The sequence below is a fragment of the Deltaproteobacteria bacterium genome (assembly GCA_016213065.1).
Taxonomy (GTDB): Bacteria; UBA10199; UBA10199; order SPLOWO2-01-44-7; family SPLOWO2-01-44-7; genus JACRBV01.
Window position 1 is genome coordinate 19483 of the sequence record JACRBV010000059.1, and the last position, 21019, is coordinate 40501.

General features: G+C 46.7%; 11 protein-coding genes and 1 tRNA gene. 7 read left to right on the top strand and 5 right to left on the bottom strand.

Features of this window, described 5'->3' with window-relative positions:
• Positions 1 to 74 precede the first annotated feature (74 nt).
• The gene (aspS, locus tag HY877_03345; protein ID MBI5299314.1) at positions 75 to 1916 is read left to right on the top strand and encodes an aspartate--tRNA ligase; all 1842 of its coding nucleotides are present in this window, start codon (positions 75 to 77) and stop codon (positions 1914 to 1916) included.
• A gap of 38 nt (positions 1917 to 1954) precedes the next feature.
• Here the strand turns inward: aspS and HY877_03350 are convergent, their stop codons facing one another.
• Positions 1955 to 2470 (bottom strand): hypothetical protein, encoded by a 516-nt coding sequence (locus HY877_03350; GenBank protein MBI5299315.1) that lies wholly within the window; start codon positions 2468 to 2470, stop codon positions 1955 to 1957.
• A gap of 261 nt (positions 2471 to 2731) precedes the next feature.
• Entirely contained in the window at positions 2732 to 4768 is a 2037-nt protein-coding gene (locus tag HY877_03355; GenBank protein ID MBI5299316.1) for a hypothetical protein, read from the bottom strand.
• A gap of 145 nt (positions 4769 to 4913) precedes the next feature.
• On the opposite strand from HY877_03355, the gene hemW reads away from it, so the two are divergent.
• The 6 genes from hemW (at position 4914) to pdxA (ending at position 13859) form a co-directional block, all read left to right on the top strand.
• Complete coding sequence (hemW, locus tag HY877_03360) at positions 4914 to 6062, top strand: radical SAM family heme chaperone HemW (GenBank protein MBI5299317.1); 1149 nt, start codon at positions 4914 to 4916, stop codon at positions 6060 to 6062.
• A gap of 53 nt (positions 6063 to 6115) precedes the next feature.
• Complete coding sequence (locus tag HY877_03365) at positions 6116 to 7342, top strand: Glu/Leu/Phe/Val dehydrogenase (GenBank protein MBI5299318.1); 1227 nt, start codon at positions 6116 to 6118, stop codon at positions 7340 to 7342.
• Between the two features lie 100 nt (positions 7343 to 7442).
• Entirely contained in the window at positions 7443 to 10880 is a 3438-nt protein-coding gene (mfd, locus tag HY877_03370; protein MBI5299319.1) for a transcription-repair coupling factor, read from the top strand.
• Positions 10881 to 10897: 17 nt separating this feature from the next.
• Positions 10898 to 11956: a peptidylprolyl isomerase gene (locus HY877_03375; GenBank protein MBI5299320.1), complete on the top strand. Its 1059-nt coding sequence runs from the start codon at positions 10898 to 10900 to the stop codon at positions 11954 to 11956.
• Positions 11957 to 11970: 14 nt separating this feature from the next.
• Positions 11971 to 12972, top strand: a complete 1002-nt coding sequence (locus tag HY877_03380) for a SurA N-terminal domain-containing protein (GenBank protein MBI5299321.1) — start codon at positions 11971 to 11973, stop codon at positions 12970 to 12972.
• A 26-nt stretch (positions 12973 to 12998) separates the two neighbouring features.
• A complete protein-coding gene (gene pdxA / locus HY877_03385) occupies positions 12999 to 13859 on the top strand; it encodes a 4-hydroxythreonine-4-phosphate dehydrogenase PdxA (GenBank protein MBI5299322.1) in 861 nt (286 codons plus the stop codon).
• Between the two features lie 99 nt (positions 13860 to 13958).
• On the opposite strand, the gene HY877_03390 is transcribed toward pdxA, so the two are convergent.
• From HY877_03390 to HY877_03400, 3 genes are all read right to left on the bottom strand, one after another.
• A tRNA-Asp gene (locus tag HY877_03390) sits at positions 13959 to 14032 on the bottom strand.
• A 20-nt stretch (positions 14033 to 14052) separates the two neighbouring features.
• Positions 14053 to 17877 carry a hypothetical protein gene (locus HY877_03395; protein MBI5299323.1) on the bottom strand — a complete coding sequence of 1275 codons (3825 nt, stop codon included), beginning with the start codon at positions 17875 to 17877 and terminating at the stop codon, positions 14053 to 14055.
• A 100-nt stretch (positions 17878 to 17977) separates the two neighbouring features.
• Entirely contained in the window at positions 17978 to 21001 is a 3024-nt protein-coding gene (locus HY877_03400) for a hypothetical protein (GenBank protein ID MBI5299324.1), read from the bottom strand.
• Positions 21002 to 21019 lie beyond the last annotated feature (18 nt).

Below are 21019 nucleotides of genomic sequence, written 5' to 3' on the forward strand. Positions count from 1 at the left end.
AAATGGGAAAGCATTTAGAAATTTTTAATTTTGGTTTGTCATTTTGATTTTTGCACTTTGAATTTTACATTTTTATGACAAATTTTGTAACTCAAAAAAAACGCACTCACAACTGTGGGGAGTTAAGCAAAAAACAGATTGGCAAAAAAGTGATGTTGATGGGGTGGTGTGATGTGCGACGCGATCATGGTGGGCTTATTTTTGTGGACTTGCGCGACCGCTGGGGAAAAACACAGATTGTGTTTGATCCTCAACTCTCTCCCAACACACAAAGTGTGGCAAAAGAAATTCGCTCGGAATTTGTTGTCGCGGTGGAAGGGGCGGTTCGTCATCGTCCAACAGGAATGGAAAATAAAAAAATTCCGACAGGTGAAATTGAAGTCGTTGTCAAAGAATGCGCGATTTTAAATAGCTCTCCAACACCTCCATTTGAAATTTCTTCCGACACCGATGTTGCTGAAGAGGTGAGACTTCGTTACCGCTTTCTGGATTTGCGTCGTCCGGTAATGCAGAGTTTCATGGAGCTTCGCCATCGCACAGCGCAGGTGGTACGCAATCATTTATCCAAAGAGGGTTTCATCGAAGTGGAAACACCGATGCTTACTCGCTCCACTCCTGAAGGAGCGAGAGATTATCTGGTTCCCTCCCGTGTCCATCCCGGCAGTTTCTACGCTTTGCCGCAATCACCGCAACTTTTTAAACAGATGTTGATGGTGGCGGGTCTCGATAAATATTTTCAGATTGTGAAATGTTTCCGGGACGAAGATTTGCGGGCCGACCGCCAGCCCGAATTCACTCAAGTTGATATCGAAGCCTCTTTTGTCAATCAGGGCAATGTTCTGGAAATACTGGAAGGATTGATGTCGACGATATTTAAGGAAATTTTAAAGGAAAAAATAAAAACCCCGCTCGATAAAATTGATTTTTTTCAGGCCATGAATGAATACGGTTCGGACAAACCAGATCGTCGTATTCCATGGAAGTTGGAAGACGTCTCAGATATTTTTAAAAATTCCAATTTCAAGATTTTTGCCGCAACCGTTGCATCTGGAAATGTGGTCAAGGCCCTCAAGGTGACACCCGCGGAAAAGCTGTCGCGCAAAGATTTTGAAACGCTGGAGCAGGAGGCCAAAGGACATGGGGCAAAAGGATTGGGATGGGCGAAACTAACTACTGAAGGATGGCCCCACCACCTGCGCGCAGACAACATGTCTGCTTCGCAGATAGCGCAAGTGGTGGGGTGGCAATCTCCAATCGCAAAGAATTTTTCCGAAGAAGAAAAAAAAGCGTTGATCAAACAACTCAAACTCAAAACAGGGGATGCCATTTTGTTCGTGGCTGACAAATGGAGTCTGGCCTGTCAGGTGTTGGGCAGTTTGCGCGTTTCATTGGGAAAAAAATTGAATGTCTTGGACGCTTCCCGAAACGATCTTTTTTGGGTGGTCGATTTTCCGCTCTTTGACTGGAGCGAAGAAGATAAAAGATTTGTCGCGGTCCATCATCCTTTTACCGCGCCTCATGTTGAAGATTTGGAGTGGCTTAAAAAAGATCCAAAGAAAGTGCGCTCACAAGGATATGATCTTGTTATGAATGGATATGAAGTGGGTGGTGGCTCCATCCGTATTCACAATCGTGATCTGCAATCGCGCATCTTTGAAATTTTGAATATCTCGGCGGAAGAGGCGAAACAACGTTTCGGTTTTTTACTTTCCGCTTTGGAATATGGAGCGCCCCCGCACGGAGGGTTTGCACTTGGTTTTGACAGACTCGTTATGTTGCTTTCCGGCTGTACAAATATTCGTGACGTGATCGCCTTCCCAAAAACAACCTCCGCAACATGCCTACTCACCGAAGCTCCATCTTTTGTAGATGAGGCCCAACTCAAAGAACTGCACATTATGGTCCATGGTCCGTAGTCCATAGTCCATAGTCCATGGTCCATGGTCCATGGTCCTTACGCCTGTGTATATTGTTTCATCGCGAGGGCATTGAGAATGTCTTCCTGAACAATTTTGTAGGTATCTTTGGCAAGCTTGCCCGTATTTTCCATGCGCTTCAAAAATTTATCCCCATCATTGCCGGCGAGATTAATTTTCTCACGCACATAAAGGGCATTTTGTCTGGTTTGAGCATCCAGTTTGCACCCCGTTCCCGTGGGGTCCTTCATATGAAGCGTCAAATCCCGCATGATGACACAACCTTTAAGATTATTTTGAATCTGATTGTGGGAGGGATGCGGTGTGATGTGATTTTTTGAAACAAATAAATGATGCAAAGAACCATTAATCTCAATGGGTCTGTTGTTGCTATTATGTTTGGCAACTTTATCTGCTGGTCCGATGATTACCTGATAATGCCCGTAGGCCGCATGTACATTAAAAACATGAACCTCATTGGGATTTAAATTTGGATCCAGTTTGACCCTCTCCATTAGTTTTTTAACGAACGATAGAACCTCGTGGTGTCTCATAAATATATTCCCTTTCCACAGAGTAGAGACTGCAAATAAGATGCCAGAAAATTTGCGAGACCACTTTTTGTAACGCCTTGTTTTTATTGTGTATTTTTTGATTGATTTTTGAGTGTGCAAGAAAAAACCGTCAAAAAAGACACTCCCCTGTCATGGTTTTGACGACCATGCGTGTAAGTGTCCGACACTTGTGGAAGGGGGAATAAAAAATCCCCCGCCAAGGACTGGCGGGGGGTTTGTAAAACAAGACGAAACGATAATTTACAACTTTGTATGATTCACCGTGCAGGTTCCGCTTAACCCCCCTCCCAGAGCACAAGTTCCTGTTAAGGTTGATCCAGACAGACCAAGCGTTGTGGATCCGCCGGATCCATCACACCGTATGGTTCCAGAAGCGCCAGCAGGGTTGCCAACAGTGCATGAACCGATGGAAAATGGAGTACTTGTTCCGCTGAATGTACATCCCCCACCAAACACCGTGTTGGTGGCGGGATTGGTGGGATCGTTGGCACCAAAGGCCGCAAAGGCTGTTCCGGATATTCCATCGACATTTAAAGAAAACACGCAAGTGGCACCTGCATTTTTCTTATAGAACCCCGCAAAGGAAGCACTTCCTGCGTTGACGAGACTGGCACATACACCGCTTGAACAAATTCCGGAACAACATTGTGTGTTGTTAGTGCAAGTAGCATTAAGCGTGGCACATTGTGCGAGTGGATCGACCCCGGATACAGTCGTGTTATAGGAACAGAATCCGCTCGTACAAACACCTGAAGCACATTGACCATTGGTTGTGCAGGGGGAACCAAAAACACAGTTTGACGAGCAGGTGGAGGAGATACAAAACATCCCATTCGTATTGCAGGACTGGCCGGTCGGACAATCTGAATTTGAAGAACAGCCAGTGGCCCCTGTAAAGGATGTCGGGTTTTGCACGTACGTGACAAACTGGTTGTCAAAGGCTGTCTGGCCCGCCGTTCCCGTATAGGCTTCCGGTCTGTCAAAAATTTTGCCGGCAAAAGCTCCCGGATTGGCTTTGAGCGCCGCGATTTCCGTGGCGGAATTAGCCGCTTTCAACTGATTGTAAAAAGCCTCGCCCATTGCGGCATATTTACTGGAGGCTACGGAATCAAAGCTGTCTTTCTGTGCATCCATCAACTTTTTAAGGGCTTCCCATTGACTGCTGGAGAAAGTATCTCCACTTCCGAGTTTTCCGGCAAATTGGCCCATAATGCGGGCGGCCCCAGTTTTTTTCATTGCGTCAAAAGCTGTTGGGTCGCCGTTATTAAAGGCGGTTGCGTTCTGAGCCAAGTATCCTTGAAACACCTCGGGATGAGTGATGCCATTAGCCAAATCGTCTTTGGTTTGTTTTGCGAAGTACTGTGCCGCCGCGGCCCATCCGGTATCTCCGGCTGTCTTGTATTTGGTGGCGGTGGTGCTGTCCTGAAAAGTTTTGGCGCAGGCGGGAATGAAACTTTGAATTTGTTGCATAGCTGTGCTCATATCCACACCGCTCAGTGTGGAATCAAGCCCCTTCCATGTGTTGACGATGCTTCCTCCCTGAAGTGCCGAATTGATGTCGGCGAAAGAAGGGGCGCCGTTGGCCATGGCCGCCCTGAAAGCCTTGCTTATTGCCTGCATGGCGCCTGCCGCATCGCTTGAACCTGCCGTCGTCGTGACATCAAAACTACTTTTGAAAGTTTTGAAAAGGGCAAGCGGATCAATTTCACCGCTGGCTATTTTTGCGGCAAGGGCTGACGGACTATCGGGTGTCGCGCTGGCAGAGGCTTGAAAATAGACCTGTTGCACGGCCAGTGTGGAATCCGTATTGACGGTCCCCGCGCTGGCTGTTTGTCCGGCCGCTTTTCCTGTGAGATCAACGAGACTTGTCACTTTTTTTGATCCAACGGTGGCTTCAAGAAGTACCTGACTGGTGGAATCCAAACTGGAGGGACTGACAACAAGACCGCTCAAACTTCCGTCACTGCCGATGATGCCGGTATCCAAAACAGTGCCATCCAGCTTTTTACAGGTTACGGTGCCGGTTGTGGCGGCAACATCGCCTATCGCTTTGGAGGTAATAATGCGTTTGCCCACTCCTCCCTTGGAGAGACTTGCACCAACACTAATGCTGGCGCTTGTTGTGGAAGGCACCGTGACAGTGCCGCTAATGCCAACACCCGTGCTAGTTCCGGCACCGGAAGTTGTGGATGGGTTGCCGGCCGTGCCGCAATAAGTGAGAAGCACTGGTCCCGCGAGGACTGCAATAAAACTGGACAAAATCTTTTTTACTTTCATACTACCTCCCTTTTTTCTTCTGGACCAAGGACTATGGACCATAGACAATGGACCAAAAAAGTTTTTATAATTTCTATTGATTGATGCCTCAACGGCGTGTCTTAAATAAAGCATTTCTGAAACAAATTTCAAGCATAGAATTTTAATGAACCCTCTTGCCCTTTATATTCACATCCCATTCTGTCTCGCGAAATGTCCTTATTGTGATTTTCATTCCATCGCGATGAAAAAAGGGGACGTTCCCCATTCGATTTACGCCAAAAATTTAATCCAGCAGTTAGAAAACGAGGTAAAACGGCTGGAATTGGAAAATCGTCCATTACTTTCCATTTTTTTCGGCGGAGGGACGCCTTCGCTGATGCCGCCTCAATTTTTTGAAAAAATTCTTAGCGAAATTTCCAAAGTTTTTGTTTTGGATTCCCGAACGGAAATTACTGTTGAAACAAATCCCAAAACGGCGACAAAGAGTGATTTTAAAAAATGGCTTGAGCTTGGGATCAACCGCGCCTCCATTGGTGTTCAGTCTTTTCAGGATCCCTTGTTAAAAAAACTTGGAAGAATTCATTCGGCGAAAGAAGCCAAGGACGCTTTGCAAAATTGTTTGTCCGCGGGTTTTGAAAATATCAACATGGATTTGATTTTTGGTATTCCCACACAAACTTTCAAAAATTTGGAGGCGGATTTGGAGACGGCCATGTCTTTTCAAATCCCTCACATTTCCGCTTATCAGTTAACCGTGGAACCCGCGACACCTTTGGCTGGACAGGTATCGCGAGGTGAAGTTGAAATGCCTCCCGAAGAAAATTTGGTGAAAATGATTTCCATGGTTGTTCGACTGCTCGAATGCGGCGGTTGGTGCCGTTATGAAATTTCTAATTTTGCAAAACCGGATTTCGAGTGTCGCCATAATCTCCAGTATTGGCGTTATGGGGATTATTTAGGGTTGGGTGAGGGCTCTGTTTCCTGTGTTGAAAAAAAGAGATGGCGAACGATGCGCAATTTTAAAAAGGAAGAAGAAGAAATAATCGATGACAAAACGGCGTGGAAAGAAAGATGGATGATGGGATTAAGACTTAAAGAAGGAGTGATTTTAACAGAGAACGAAGCACAACTTTGGGGGCCAAATCTTGTCCAATGGAGCGAAGAAGGCTGGATTCGCCGCTTTTCGAATCCGGATCGGGTGACACTGACTTCCAAAGGATTTCTTTTTTGTAATCAGATTGTGAGAGCTGTTTTTGATCTTATTGACAAAGAGAAAAAATATGATAGGTGCGCCTCGCATTCATCAAAATGACAACACCCAAACACCAACATCAGGCCGAATGGGGAAGCACCTTTTTCAAGGAAATGCAGGCCAATTTTGAACGCATCGCACACGCAATCAATCTCGATGAAAATATTGCTTTGCGGCTTCGTGTTCCGGAAAAAGCCCTCATCGTCAGCGTCCCTTTTAGAATGGATGACGGGCATGTGGAGTTGGTGACCGGTTATCGTGTTCAACATAATGATACTTTGGGTCCCTGCAAAGGCGGAATTCGCTACAATGCACATGTGAATCTGGGCGAGGTTTCCGCTCTTGCCATGATGATGACGTGGAAGAGCGCCATCATTGGTTTGCCTCTTGGCGGCGCCAAAGGGGGAGTGGCTATTGATCCAAATCCTCTCTCGCGCCAGGAATTGCAACGTCTGACTCGCCGCTTTACAATTGAAATTTTGAATTTTATCGGTCCCGAATCCGATATTCCCGCACCGGACATGGGAACCAATGAACAGGTGATGGCTTGGATCATGGATACCTACAGTCAACAAAAAGGGCACTCCATACCGGGTGTGGTGACCGGAAAACCAATTGATATCGGGGGTTCCCTTGGTCGCAAAGAAGCGCCGGGGCGCGGAGTTGTTTACACCATCATCAGCGCCGCCGAAAAAATGAAAATGAAACTGGATTCCAAAACGCGAATATCGGTTCAGGGATTCGGTCAGGTGGGAGGCGCGGCCGCTCGCAAGCTGGAAAAAATTGGCTGCAAAGTTATTGCGGTCAGTGATGCCTCCGGCGGAATTTATAATGCAAATGGTCTTCACTACGATTCTCTGACGGCCTATTTGAATCAGAATAAATTTTTGAAGGGTTATCCTGAAGGAGATTTTATCAGCAATGAAGATTTGCTGGAGGTTGATTGCGATATTTTGGTTCCGGCCGCCATTGAACGCGTGATTCACAAGGACAATGCCGGAAAGTTGAAGTGTAAGATTTTGGCGGAAGGAGCCAACGGTCCTACCACCAATGAAGCCGATCAAATCATTCGCGAACGCGATGATATTTTTGTCATTCCCGACATTCTTGCCAACGCGGGTGGTGTGGTAGTTTCCTACTTTGAATGGGTGCAGGATCTTCAAAATCTTTTCTGGAAAGAAAAAGAAATCAACCACCGTTTGTGGGAGATGATGTCGGATGCCTTTGAAAGAGTTTATCAAACGTCTCTTAAGGAAAAAGTTGACATGAGAACCGCGGCCCTGATGACAGCCATCCGTAAAGTCTCCACTTCCATGCTCACGCGCGGACTCTATCCTTGAAATATCTTGAAATATCAAAATTTAAAAATCAAAAATCAAAATGACATTTCAAAATTTAAAATTTTACATTGTCATTTTGCATTTTGCATTTGGATTTTAAATGTTCTCTCTCAATCCCCCTTATCCTCAATCCATCGTTGGTCTTGATTTATCCTCCGAGGCTTATTTCCTTGCGCGTTTTTTTGAAGCGTCAAGGGCAGGCCTTGCCTGCCCGCGAAGCAAACTCGCAGAGTTTGCGGAGTTTAATAGTCTTGGGAAAAGTTTTATTCGCGTCACTTCTGATTTAAAATCAGGCATCACTCTCAAACAAAATCTGGAATTTTTTTTGGGACCCCAAAATGCGCATTCGGTTCTCTGGTTTCCTCCTCACGACTCGCTTCCCTATACCGGACTTGTCTCCGGAACCGATACGATGGCTGAAAGAATGAAAACATTGTCGACTCTTCTTTCAAAAGAGCCGCATATTCTCGTGGTCCCATGGCCTGCATTATCAAGAAAAATGATTCCGCCTTCTGTTCTGCGCCATTATCAGAGGACACTTTTTTTGGTCGACGAGGTGCATAGAGAAGAGCTGGTCTCTTGGCTCATTGATGCGGGGTATACCGAGGAAGTTGTTGTGGAGTCTCCCGGTGATTTCGCTCTGCGCGGGGCCCTGATCGATATTTTCCCTCCGCAGGAGGAATATCCGTTCCGTTTGGAGTTTGAAGGAGATTATTTAATGGGAATTCGCCAATTTGATCCGGCAACTCAAACTTCATTAAAAATAAAGGACCGTGGACCGTGGACTATGGACCATGGACCAAAGACTAAGAACCGTGATTCGCGAGTTACACTTATCCCCGCTAATGAAATTGTTTTCAATGAAGCTTCTGTGAGTCATGCCGTCAAACAAATTAAAATGTGGAGTGATGCAGAGGATCTTCCGGCAACACTTCGAAGAGAGGTCGTGGAGCGGATTGAACAAAAACGGGGCTTCGCAGGGCTAGAAACTTTTCTTCCCACCTTTTATGAGAAATCGGCAACCCTTTTTGATTATCTTGATCCCGAAACCATTTTGTTTCTCCCGGACACGGATGAGTTGAAAGATATTTACAAAAAAAATCTGGAGGAGATGAAGGGGCTTCATCAAAACACAAAAAGTCTGGAAAAAATTGTGCCGCCCGAGGAGTTGTTAAACTCTTTTGAAAAGTTGGAGGAAGAAAGAAAAAAATATTCCACCATTTTTATCAATCCGCTTTTTACCGCTCAAGGAAAAGAGCCTCACCGAGTGCGTATAGAAAATTCTCTTCATCTCAAAAACCAATGGAGTTTTGACAAGCTTAAAGAGTGGCAGAAATTAAATTTTAAAATCCGTCTTGTCTGTCACACACCGATTCAAGCCGAACGATTACAGGATCTGCTTCGAAGCCATGGTATTTCAGGGATTCCGGTTGAAGTGGGTTCTTTATCTTACGGTTTTGAATGGCCCGATGAAGGACTTATTGTTTTGACGGAAGAGGAAATTTTTGGTCACAAAATGGTTCGTCGGACAAAATCGTCAAAAGAAAATCTTCCGTTTGTATCTTTTCAAGAGCTTAATGCCGGCGATGTTTTGGTTCATGAAGAACAGGGTGTTTGCCGTTATCAGGGACTCGTGCATTTGAAAATTCACAAAGAGGTTGGAGATTTTCTGCATCTTGAATTTTTCGGTGGGGATAAATTGTATCTTCCCATTTACCGACTCAACGCCGTGCAACGCTACATCGGCGGTTCCACGCCGCATCTGGATAAACTGGGAGGAGTGCGTTGGCAGCAGATTAAAAAGAAGGCGGGCATTCAGATCGAAAAAATCGCCTCGGAGTTGCTCAAAATTCATGCCCAGCGGGAATTGCATCCGGGTTTGAGTTTCCCGTCCCCGGATACTCTCGACGAAGAATTCGCCGCGCAATTTCCTTTCGATGAAACTCCCGATCAGGCAAAAGCCATCGCGGATGTATTGCGAGATATGCAAAATCCAAAACCCATGGACCGCCTGATTTGCGGCGATGTGGGCTATGGAAAAACGGAGGTGGCGATGCGGGCCACCTTCAAAGCGGTCAATGCCGGCAAACAAGTTGTCTTTTTGGTGCCGACAACTATTCTGGCGCTTCAACATTTTGAAACATTTCAGGAACGCTTTTCCAAATTTAGTGTTTCGGTAGAGATGCTTTCAAGATTTCGCTCCCGCGCGGAACAAAAACAAACGCTGAACAATCTGGCCGAAGGCAAAGTGGATATTGTTATCGGCACACACCGCCTTTTGGGAAAAGATGTGAAGATAAAAAATCTGGGGCTTTTGATTATTGATGAAGAGCATCGTTTTGGAGTCAAACATAAAGAAAGAATTAAGAATCTCCGTCCCACGGTGGATGTGGTGAATCTCTCCGCAACACCAATTCCCAGAACGCTTCACATGTCTCTAATCGGTCTCAAAGATTTGAGTATCATTCACACGCCGCCCGTGGATCGCCTTGCCATCCGCACCTTTGTGGCACGGTGGGATGATGCGGTGGTTCGTTACGCCGTGGAACAGGAACTCGCGCGTGGGGGACATGTCTTTTTTGTTCATAACCGTGTTGCCACCATTGAAGGGATGCGCAAAAGATTGTCGGGTCTTTTTCCCAACGCCTCCATTGCCGTGGCTCATGGTCAGATGGATGAAGAGGAACTTGAAAAGGTCATGATCTCCTTCCTACACCAAAAAACACAGATTCTCCTGACCACCACCATTATTGAATCGGGGATTGATGTGCCGACGGCAAACACCATGATTATCAATCGCGCCGATACGTTTGGGTTGGCGCAGTTGTATCAGCTGAGAGGGAGAGTGGGTCGCTCCGATGTTCAGGCATTCTGTTATCTTTTGGTCCCCGATGAAGAAATGGTGACGAAAAATGCAAGACAACGTCTCAATGCGCTGACCCGCTACACCGAGTTGGGTGCTGGTTTTCAGATTGCTTCGCATGATTTGGAAATTCGCGGATCGGGAAATCTTTTGGGGGCGGATCAATCCGGTTTCGTGGAAGAAATCGGCTATGAGCTTTATACAAAATTACTCGCAAGAACGATTCGAAAATTAAAGGGTGAAAAACTTGATGAGGAGATCGATCCTGAAATTCAACTCGGGAGTCCGGCATTTATTCCGGAAGAATATATCGCCGGTGCCTCTTTGAGAATGGAACTTTACAAACGCATATCGCATTTGGCGGATGAAGAAGCGATTCAATCTTTTCGACAAGAGCTTGTGGACCGCTTCGGCCCTTTTCCCGCGCCCGTGGAAAGTCTGCTTGAAGTTATTGCCCTCAAACAATTGGCGATTCAGCTCTCTCTGAAATCACTGAAATTCGATGGCGAGCGTTTTTCTCTGGTTTGGGATTCCTCCACTTCGGTTTCTCCCGCAAAACTGGTGGCGTTGGCTCAAAAAAATCCGGCACGATATCAATTAAAACCCTCGGGACTTTTTCTCGTGAAAGTCCCGTTGGAAGAAGCGAAAAAGGCATTGAGGGCGCTGGCTGAATAGACTATGGACCATGGACTATGGACAAAGGACCTGAAAATATGACTATGGACAATGGACAATGGACCGTGGACCTAAAAAAAATCCGTAATGAGTCCCTGTCTATAGTCCATAGTCCATGGTCTATAGTCCATGGTCCATTGTCTATAGTCCATGGTCCATGGTCCATGGTCCTTCTCCTTCTGCTTCTTTCCTGTTCCCCTTCCAAACCCTCTTCCCCCACATTGGCCTTGGTGAATGGTGAAAAAATGCCCTTGTCCGATTTTCAAAAGGCGCTTGATTGGGAACAGTGGAAATTTGGAACTGAAGTCAGTTTAAGCGATTCCCGCTCGCAACAGCTCAAAACAAAGGTGATGGATTCACTGCTCAAAGACCGGCTTCTTTTGCAGGAGGCAAAAAAAAGAAACATCACCGTTTCTGATTCGGAAGCTGAAAAAAGTGTGGAGAGTGTGCGCAAAAATTATCCCAATCAGGATGACTTTGAAAAACTCCTTCGTTCAAAAGAATTAACGGTGGAAGATTTTCGACAACAGAGAATTCAGGAATTAACCATCAAAAAATTGATGGAGGCGGTAACCAAAGAGCAATTGACCCTCACAGACGGCCGACTCAAAAGATATTATGAGGAATATCTGACCGAATTCCAGCATCCGGATCAGGTGAGGGCGCGTCAAATTGTGACCGACTCGGCAGAGAAAGCTGAAAGTGTACGAGCGATGATTACCAGTGGAACTTCCTTTGAAGAAGCGGCTAAAAAATATTCTTTAAGTCCTGACCGGAAAAAAGGCGGGAATTTGGGTTGGTTTGGAAAGGGAGAAATGCCTTTGGAATTTGAACAGGTTTGTTTTCATTTGAATAACCTCGATCTGAGTCCCGTGGTAAAGACACCTTATGGCTATCATCTTTTTGAGGTGTTGGAAAAGAGGGGGGCTGGACAGCTTCCATTTGATGAGGTAAGGGAGTCCATCCAAACGAAGATTATGGAAACAGAGGGCCGAACGGCATTTCAGAAATGGTATGAGCAGATTCGCTCTCAGGCCAAAATAGAGGTCCACACGGAATTGCTGGAGGAAAAGTGAGAAGAAGAGGGCAAATGATGACAGAAGTCAGAGTACAGAAGACAGCAAACAGATGTCAGAAAACAGAAGACAGAGGTCAGAAGCCCAGTTTTTCTGTCCTCTGTTTTTCTGTCCTCTGTCTTCTGACTTCTGACATCTGTCTCCTGCCTCTCTTCCCCTCCCCCCAACCTGCCCATGCAAAGGTCATTAACAAGGTGGTGGCTGTTGTTAATAATGATGTCATTACAGAGTATGATTTGGACAGGGCCATGGCATCGAAGGGTGTCGGTAAAAAATCACGCAGGCAGGTGCTGGAGGATTTGATTGACCAGACACTGCTCAAACAGGAAATGGAAAAGACCGACATCGAAGTAACCGATGATGATTTAGTGCGCGCGATTGCGGGTGTTTTGGATCGCAATAAAATCAACATTGAAATTTTACGTGCCGAGCTCGCGTCCAAAGAAATTCCTTTTGAAACTTATAAAGAACAGCTCAAACAGCAAATCAAACAGACCAAATTTATTCAGCAAAATGTGGGCTCCAATGTTTCCGTGCAAGATGCCGATGTAAGCGCCTACAAATTTGAACGGGCGGAGGTCGTTAATCCCAGTGGAACTGTTCATATTGGTTGGATTTTTTATTCCCTAGACGACGACCATTCCGAGAAAGAAATTAAAAAAGTATTTATTAAAGCGCGGAAAGTGGCTGACAAAGCCCGTCAGAAAGGCGCCGACTTTAAAAAGATTGCCAAAGAGACCGGCGATCTGGGTGAAAAAAGTCTCAGCGATCTACCTCCGGCGATTTCTTCCGAGGTGCGTCGAATGGAAATAGGAGAGGTGAGTGATCCCATTGTATCCCCGCAAGGAGTTTATGTAGTGAAGCTGTATGAAAAAGCACTTCAAAATGTTTCGGAAAAAGAAAAAGTGGATGACATGCAGATTCGGCAGACAATTTACAATAATCGCATGGAACAGGAAATTCACAATTACGCTTTGAAACTCAGAAGGAAGGCCTTCATTGATGTCCGGGAATAGGAAGAATGGACCATGGACAATGGACTATGGACAATAGACTTGTCATTGGAATTACAACCGGCGATCCCAAAGGGATTGGTCCGGAAGTTGTTTCCAAGGCGTTAAGCGATCCCGAAATTCAATCGCTGGCACAATTCAAAATTTACGGCCCCACTATTTCCGATCCCCGATTGCCCGACATCCATTCTGCGCAAACAGCCATCAGTTCTTTGGAAGCGGCGTTGATCGATGCGCTCAATAAAAAAATCGATGCGTTGGTGACGGCTCCGGTGAACAAGGCGCGTCTTCGTTTGGTGGATAAAAATTTTATCGGACACACCGAATTTTTTGCCACTCGTGTGAATGCAAATGTTTGCATGATGTTTGTGGCGAAAAATTTGCGTGTCTCTTTGGTAACACGGCATTTGCCTCTCTCTCAAGTAGCGATGCGTCTCAACGCGGTTGAAATTTTGCAGACGATTCGTCTGACTTATGAGGGACTTCAGCAATATTTTCATATTCTATCACCCTATCTGGCCGTGGCGGGGTTAAATCCGCACGCTGGTGAAGGGGGGATGTTGGGGGATGAAGAAACGAGAATAATCCATCCCGCTCTGATGCAAGCCAGAAAAGAGGGGATACATGTGGATGGTCCCATTTCCCCCGACACCCTTTTTTGGGAAGCTTCGCAAAGTAAATGGGACGGAGTGATTGCGATGTATCACGATCAGGGGTTGATTCCGGTTAAAACGCTGGCTTTCAAAGAGGCGGTGCAAATTACCTTGGGACTTCCGTTCTTGAGAGTTTCCGTTGATCACGGAACAGCGGAAAATATTGTGGGAACTGGGAAAGCCGACGCCACCAATCTCAAATCAGCCATTCGTTTGGCATGTCGGTTGAAAGATTAGTATTGTCATTCCTGCGAAAGCAGAAATCTAGAAAATCTGAAAAACACTGGATCCCTGCCTTCGCAGGGATGACAATAACATTGAAGTAGATTGATTTAGCGGGGCGGACGGGGATCGAACCCGTGACCTCCGACGTGACAGGCCGGCGTTCTAACCAGCTGAACTACCGCCCCACTCAACCAACCCGGGCTTCTTACACCATGTTTTTCTTTATTTTGTCAACCAAAGGAGTTCTTAAGACGATTAAAGATAAAGCGAACACCATAAGCAAAATATATCCGATGATATTGTTGCTTTCACTCCCCTTCACCAACGAACAACCTCCTGAAATTTTGTAACCCATCGGGGTCCCTGCATCTGTTTCTCCTGTGACGGCAACGGCCACTTCCCCCGGAATTTCCGCCACACCTCCCACCACAGCGACGGCTTTGCTCAGTTGAAAGCTGTTACAACCCGAGGCATTCCCGGGGTCGCTGGCGCAAACAACCATCGTGAGCGGTTCTTTCCCAACACCACTGTCAGCCGCTTTTGCCGCAGATAAAGAGTGAGCCGTTGACACGGCAGGAGGGAGAGCATTGAGCGTTATGTTTGCCGCGCCGGACTGGCAGGAACCTTTTTTGGTGAAGAGAACCTGCTTTTCTTCAATCTTGTCGACCCAGCAAGAGATATCATTGCCGCTTGCATCTTTGAAAGATTTGACCGAATTTTTCAGAGCATCGTGCGCCACATCGGAAGCCTCAAATTTGACGTACCCATTGGTTCCGTCCCATACAGAATCTTTCGGTTCCAATTTCGGTTTTTCGTTGATGTTGAAAAAGAAGGAAAGCGCAAAGCCCGCGGCTCTGGGATTATCGGCTATGGAGGTGTCGAACACTTCAAAAATTGCGGCCAGATCAGTGCCACCATAGTTTTTGCGCGTCAGAGGAACAAGATATTTTGGATGGCACAAACGCAACATCGGATCATTGAGTATGTTGTTCTGGCTGGAATCGGCCGTGAGATTTTCTTCCTCCAAAACGGCGACTGCAGGATTGTTGTTGGCATCCAGTGTGATTTGTTCCCCCATAATACCGCAGTCTTTGTCTCCATAAACGTTCCAAGCATTATCGTCCGGCGCGAAACGCGCATCGGTCGTTTCCCTTATATCTACAAAGAAACCGTGAACACGATCGTGCCGTTCAACGCGGGATTGCGCGTGATCTTCTTTCATTTCCTGCACCTCACCGGATTCCGTGATGAAAATTTTATTACCGCTGACTTCGGAAGCAGGAAGGTCTCTCTTGATTTTGTCTTTGCTGATGATGACACCGGGTATTTCAGAAATGTCTCGCGCCACGGGATTCCATCCGGACGCGTCTTTGCTGACTTCTATGAGTTTCTTGAATAAATTATTTCCATCTTTTATCACCAAGATCGCGTAAAATTTACCTTCCTTGTCGGAAGCGACCAATCGAAAATAGGTTACCTTTTCTTGGGCCGACAATTTTTGCAATGTTACGAAAGAACATTGGAAATGATCTTCCTCGGCGGTTTTGTTGCAAATGTCGAGACCCGCAACATTGGCGGACTCACTGCCACACTCAACTCCACCGACAAGATAAGAGGTGTTGCCGAAGGCGAATCCCTTGAAGGTGTCTATCTTGGAGACGTCACAGTATTCTCCTTGCCAAATTCTTGTGGGGTTTCCCGCCTCATCCGTTGGAAAGCAGATTGGCGCCGGGAGTATGGTGGCGGGCTGGAGAATTTGATTGATATCCGCGTAATAACAATATTCACGTTCGGATACTCCAACCAGCGCGTTTTTTCCGCTAATCTGTGTAACGGCAATTTTCTCAAGAGGACCTCGGGATAAATTACGATATTGGATTTTGCTTCCCAAATCTGTGCAATTAGTGCCCAGCTCTCCCATGGCTTTGGGAGGAACTAGCGCCAGCAGGCCTTTGCCCACATCGTTCGCGCCAGTTACAATCAAAAATTGTTTTTCAAAATCTCCGGAATAAAAGAGAGCCGAACCATTAACGCTGTCAAAGGAATTCAAAAGAACCGTGCAGGTTCTGTTGTCCGAATCGGGATCGTCTGCCCTCTTGGCAACGTCGAAAATTTTGGAACTTGCCGCTGATCCTTCCGGCAAAACAATCGCCTTAATGATACACTCCGGTTTCTCAACGAGAGCCCAGCCTGTAGCACCGCATTGAAGAGTATGACATTCGTCGCCTTTTAGTTTGGTGAGTTTGTCGACAAGCGCCCATTGGCCAGCACGGCAAATTATACTTTGGCAGGCACTGGGAATAGGTTTTCCTCCAATTTCCGTTTCAGGAGAACATTGTCCTTGGGCGTTGCAAGTTCCCGCTACATGACAGGTATCCGACGCCTCTGGACAAAGAATGGGTTTGAAACCTGTGCAAACGCCGCTTTGGCAAGTATCAACGGTGGTGCAGAAATTTCCATCGTCACAGCGAGTATTGTCGGCAACATTGACGGCGGTACAACTGCCCCAAGCGCCACTTGCCGAACAGATCTGTTGTCCCTTTTTGCAGTCGTTAGTGTTGCCCTGAAGCACACAATTCTGCGTGGCACCGGGTGCGCAATTAACAAGATTACCGTCGAGACAGAATCCGTCACCTGTGGGAGCAGGTCCATTGGCAAGGTTGGTATGGTAACATCCCGCAAGAAATTTAACAGAGCACCCGTCTCTGGTGCAGGGGTTGAAATCATCACAGTTACGCGGGGCTCCGGTACAAACTCCAGACCGGCAGGCGTCACCGATGGTGCAGACATCTTCATCATTGCACACGGAACCATTTGCTTTGAAAGTGGTGGCACTGCAAACTGAGTTGCATCCAACTGTGCCCACTCCGCGGCAATCTCCGGTTCCGAAATAACAAGGTTGTCCATAATTGGCTGGATCGGATTGACCGCAAACACCGCAAATGTTTTTGGTGGAGGCGGCGCTACAGGCACCCCATGCATTGTTGATGCCGCAAGTTTGGGTGCCGGTACAGCCATTTGCGTTTGAGCAGGGTTGGGAATCACCGCTGAGGCACGCAACAGAAGTTCCACGGCAAACACCATCGGTGCAAACATCATTTGTTGTAAGTCTAACAGCGTCATCGCATGCAGTACCGTTAGGAACCGGTGTTTCTTGGCAACTCCCATCTTCTTTGCAAACGCCATGCTCCATGCAAACGTTGCTCGTACTGCAAGTAATGGCTCGTCTATAATCCCACCCAATAGTAGTACTTGCGACACAGGCCCCCCATGCATCCCCGCTTGTATTGCAAGTTTGATAACCGGAAGAACAGGCCGAGTTTACATTGGCACCAGAAAGGGTGCATGTTTTTAGTTCGTTAGGAGTGCAAAGAGAGGTTACCGTGACTGTTTTTGTTTGAGAAAAAGCATTAGTTATTGGGAGACCATTTTTGACTAAAGTTGCTTGGAGTCCTATCGTATGGTTTCCGACGGTTGAAAAACTACAGGTAATGATGTTGGGTGTTGTGGACGTAGATCGATAAATTTTGTGGGTGTCATCTGAATAAAGCGTATCATCGCATTTTGGATAGATATAAGTCCAAACGCCATTCGGCACTGTCCCATTGTTCAAATTATTATATACTTCGCATTGGAAAGTAGCTTTACCGCTTGCAGGATCTATTGCTTGTATGGTCGGAGTGCATGCGCCGATGGCTGGAGGAATGACAACTTCGGTACGGCATTCCCAATCACAACCGTCCCCGCTGGTATTATTCCTGTCATCGCATGTTTCTCCGCTATTATAATCCACAGTACCATTTCCACAACAGTAGGGCCGGATGTCTCTTACACAGAAATGGCTGATGCACATTCCTGTGGTTTGTTCACAAATTCCCGGGGGAGTCGATGGCGTGCAGACAGAACCATTGATGGCACAATAATCATCTGCAACAACTACCGCGGCTTTGACGGGCGTAGAAAAAAGCAGAATTCCTAAGAAACTGCCCAAGAAGAAAAGCCTTACAAATAATTTAATAGAAGTGTCCATAGACGAAGCTTTGTAAGTGCAATCGCTATGCCAGAATGCGTGTTTTTAAGTGATTGAAATTACTTGTGAAAAATGGCGGACAAAACAAAAAAAGGGTGTTTTATAACCCCCTTATCTTTCCTGCTCTCATTTTGATAAGGGCAGATAAACTTAAGAGTGCGAGGAAAATTTTACCCAGTTTTTCTTTTAGAGAACCCGTTTCATTTTTATTCAGAGAACAGCCGCCCGAAATTTTGTAACCTTGCGGTGTTGATTCCTCGCCGCCTTGTGCAACGGTTACACCTTCTTCCTGTGTTTGCGCCGCGGGTGTGATGGGAGGAATGACCGCGGCTTTGCTCAACTGGAATGTCTGGCAGGCTGAAGCATCGCCCGGATCTTTTGCGCAGACTTCACCTTGAACAGGCCATGCCACACCTTTCGCCGCGTCAGCCTCTTTGCCGGTGACAACCAACCCCTTTGCCGCCACATTGACCGTTACATCCTGAACGGGCGGCAAGCCCCTGTTGGTAAGGGTTGCTTCATTGCAGTCGGACGCGTCAATCCAGTGATCCAGAATGACCCCATTCGCGTCTTTCAAATGAGTGGCACAGTTAAGTTTGTCTTCCATAATGTCGCTCGCCTCAATGGAAACCTTGCCCGTCTTGCCGTCGAACTGAGGTTCGATTTTTACCTCGGGCTTCTCATTAATATTATAGAAGACGACCAGACGCGTTCCGAGTGGTTTGGAATCTTTAGCATCAACAACTTTGCAGAAAGCGGCCAAATCTTTTCCGCCGAAATCTTTTCGCGATAAGGACAAAAGATAAGAGAAATGGGTGCATTGCCAGACGTCGTCATTGTGGAAATTGTTGAGCGTGGAGTCGGCGGTATAGATTTCCTTGGGAAGTGCCGTCATCTGAATCTGACCCTTTTCGTCAAGGTTTGTTTCGTAGGCCTTCAAAGTCTGTTCTCCGCCAACAACAACCGTCCACGCATTTTTGGGCTGGAACCACGCGTCTATGGCTTGTGCTTTGTCTTTCAAAGGATTGAAGGCGTCATCATTATGAACTTTGCCGGCGTCTTTTTTGCCTTTCGCTCCGCTTGCTTCCTCCGCCAGTTCCTCGATGGTTCCGCTAGTACCGATCCACAGAGCTTTTGGCGCTTCTTCAGGTTTTTCAAAACGGACGTGTTTTTGCCAATCCTGATTCAACGCAAGTAAAACGGGTTCTTTGGATGTGATCAGAGGCAAACAGTTCCACGCATTGCCTGTCTGTCCGCATTCATAAATTTCTGTTACGGCGTCTTTATCGTTTTCATTTTTAGCGGTGACAAAAATGCGAAGACTTGAGTTGTTCTCATCTGCGCTCTCTATTTTAACAGAACTGATTTCCGTTTTGTCCGTCAGTTCTTTTGGCAGAGCGACAAAGGTAAGTTTGAAGCCATTTTCCGCGGTTATGTCGGGAGTTAGGAGATCAATACCCAACTTGTGATCGAGATATTCAGCAACGGCGGCGAGTGTGCCGGACATTTGTTTTATTCCATAAATCTTGATTCTTGCAGAATCTTTGAAAAGAGTTTTCGGTTCAAAATTCGTTTTTTCATTTGCCACATTTTGGAACCATGCTTCGGCATTTTTGAAATAGAAATAATCCTTGTCGGAAGCCGCCATGAGCGCATCTGGGAAAGTCGCGAGGAATTTCAGAGGCTCCGAAGTCACAGGATAGCTGTTGACATCAAACTTGCAGTCGGGGGCCATGGCCTTTGAGGCAATGGTGGCAAGCGCGGAAGAGTCATTATTGTTACAGATGAAGATCAGCCGCTGATTGGCGTAATCATTGGGGGAGACAAGCGTCGCAGAACCGACATCACCGCATGGCAGAGAGATGGAGCAAGTTTTGCTGAGATCAAAAATCTCGGAGGACGATGGCGCAACTGTAATGGCCTTGGTTTTTTCAGGCGGCACGATCCCTAAGCAATCTTTTTTGCAAGCGCCAACCACCGTGTCGCTGTTATCACTGCCGTTGTCGCAAGCTTCGCCATCATCAACCACGCTATTGCCGCAGACGGGGGGTTTACCAATTTTCGTTGCGATGATCTGACAGCTCACGCATTTCTGATTTTCCGTCAATGCCGTGACGCCGGGCTCGCAGGTTTCGTTTTGTCCGGAGTCGTTTGGTGTTTGAATAATGCCGTCGCCGCACCGAGTTTTATCAACCAGCCTGCAGTCGACACATTTTTTGTTGGAATCGGCAGACGAGCCGTCGCATTGTTCCTCTGCCTCTTGGGTGCCATTACCGCAAACCGCTTTTGCGACTCTTTGGCAATTGGCACAATCCTCCGTTGCCGAATTAAAGGAAGCGGCGACGTCTGTTTCACAGGCTTCTCCTGTTTCAAGAACATTGTCACCACAAGAGGGAGGTGTGGGGCCGTTACAGATCAAGTTGCAATGGTTTGGCTTGCCGTTAAGCAAAGTTCCATCATCGCAAGTTTCTGGTGTCTCGATTTTGCCATTGCCGCAAACGGGAGGTGGTGGGTCGCATTGGTCTGGCACGCCGTTGTTATTAGTATCGGCGTAAACAAAGGGGAGGCATTCCAGATTGCTGGAGATGCACTGCATGTTGCCATTAACGTCGCACCCGCTGATTGTTTTTTTGCAAGTAACACCGGTTGGTTTTTCCGGATTGGAGCAGACACCGGTTTGAGTATTACAAATTCCAATATCATGACAACCGTCTTGGACACTACAAACTACTGGGGAACCGCTACAAACTCCAGCATTACAGGCATCAGCTTTTGTGCAGAGATTGTGATCGTCGCAGAAAGTGCCATCAACTTTGGATGTTGCGGCTTCGCAATAAGTGTTTTTGTTATCATCAGTACATTTATATAGCCCCACCTGCATGCAGTCATTGGCAGAAGCCGGGCAAGTACTACCCGGAGGATTAATCAAAACCGGGCCACCGCAAAGGCCGCAGGTGTTTTTAGAAAATTGGTTTTTATAAATCCATTGATTGTTTTCACAAACAATGCTGACAGGGTCATCGCAAGCACCCGGGGGTGGTTTCGGAATCGAAGTAACAACCCAACCTTTGGCGATGTCACAAGTAGAGCTAACGGAAGTGCATTGATCGCCCGCAGGTTTCACGACAGGATCAAAAGCCCA

What these genes read in the sequence shown, in the direction of transcription:
- aspS (MBI5299314.1), top strand. Translation starts at nt 75, where the DNA reads ATGACAAATTTTGTAACTCAAAAAAAACGCACTCACAACTGTGGGGAG.
- HY877_03350 (MBI5299315.1), bottom strand. Translation starts at nt 2,470, where the DNA reads ATGAGACACCACGAGGTTCTATCGTTCGTTAAAAAACTAATGGAGAGG.
- HY877_03355 (MBI5299316.1), bottom strand. Translation starts at nt 4,768, where the DNA reads ATGAAAGTAAAAAAGATTTTGTCCAGTTTTATTGCAGTCCTCGCGGGA.
- hemW (MBI5299317.1), top strand. Translation starts at nt 4,914, where the DNA reads ATGAACCCTCTTGCCCTTTATATTCACATCCCATTCTGTCTCGCGAAA.
- HY877_03365 (MBI5299318.1), top strand. Translation starts at nt 6,116, where the DNA reads ATGCAGGCCAATTTTGAACGCATCGCACACGCAATCAATCTCGATGAA.
- mfd (MBI5299319.1), top strand. Translation starts at nt 7,443, where the DNA reads ATGTTCTCTCTCAATCCCCCTTATCCTCAATCCATCGTTGGTCTTGAT.
- HY877_03375 (MBI5299320.1), top strand. Translation starts at nt 10,898, where the DNA reads ATGGACAAAGGACCTGAAAATATGACTATGGACAATGGACAATGGACC.
- HY877_03380 (MBI5299321.1), top strand. Translation starts at nt 11,971, where the DNA reads ATGATGACAGAAGTCAGAGTACAGAAGACAGCAAACAGATGTCAGAAA.
- pdxA (MBI5299322.1), top strand. Translation starts at nt 12,999, where the DNA reads ATGGACAATAGACTTGTCATTGGAATTACAACCGGCGATCCCAAAGGG.
- HY877_03395 (MBI5299323.1), bottom strand. Translation starts at nt 17,877, where the DNA reads ATGGACACTTCTATTAAATTATTTGTAAGGCTTTTCTTCTTGGGCAGT.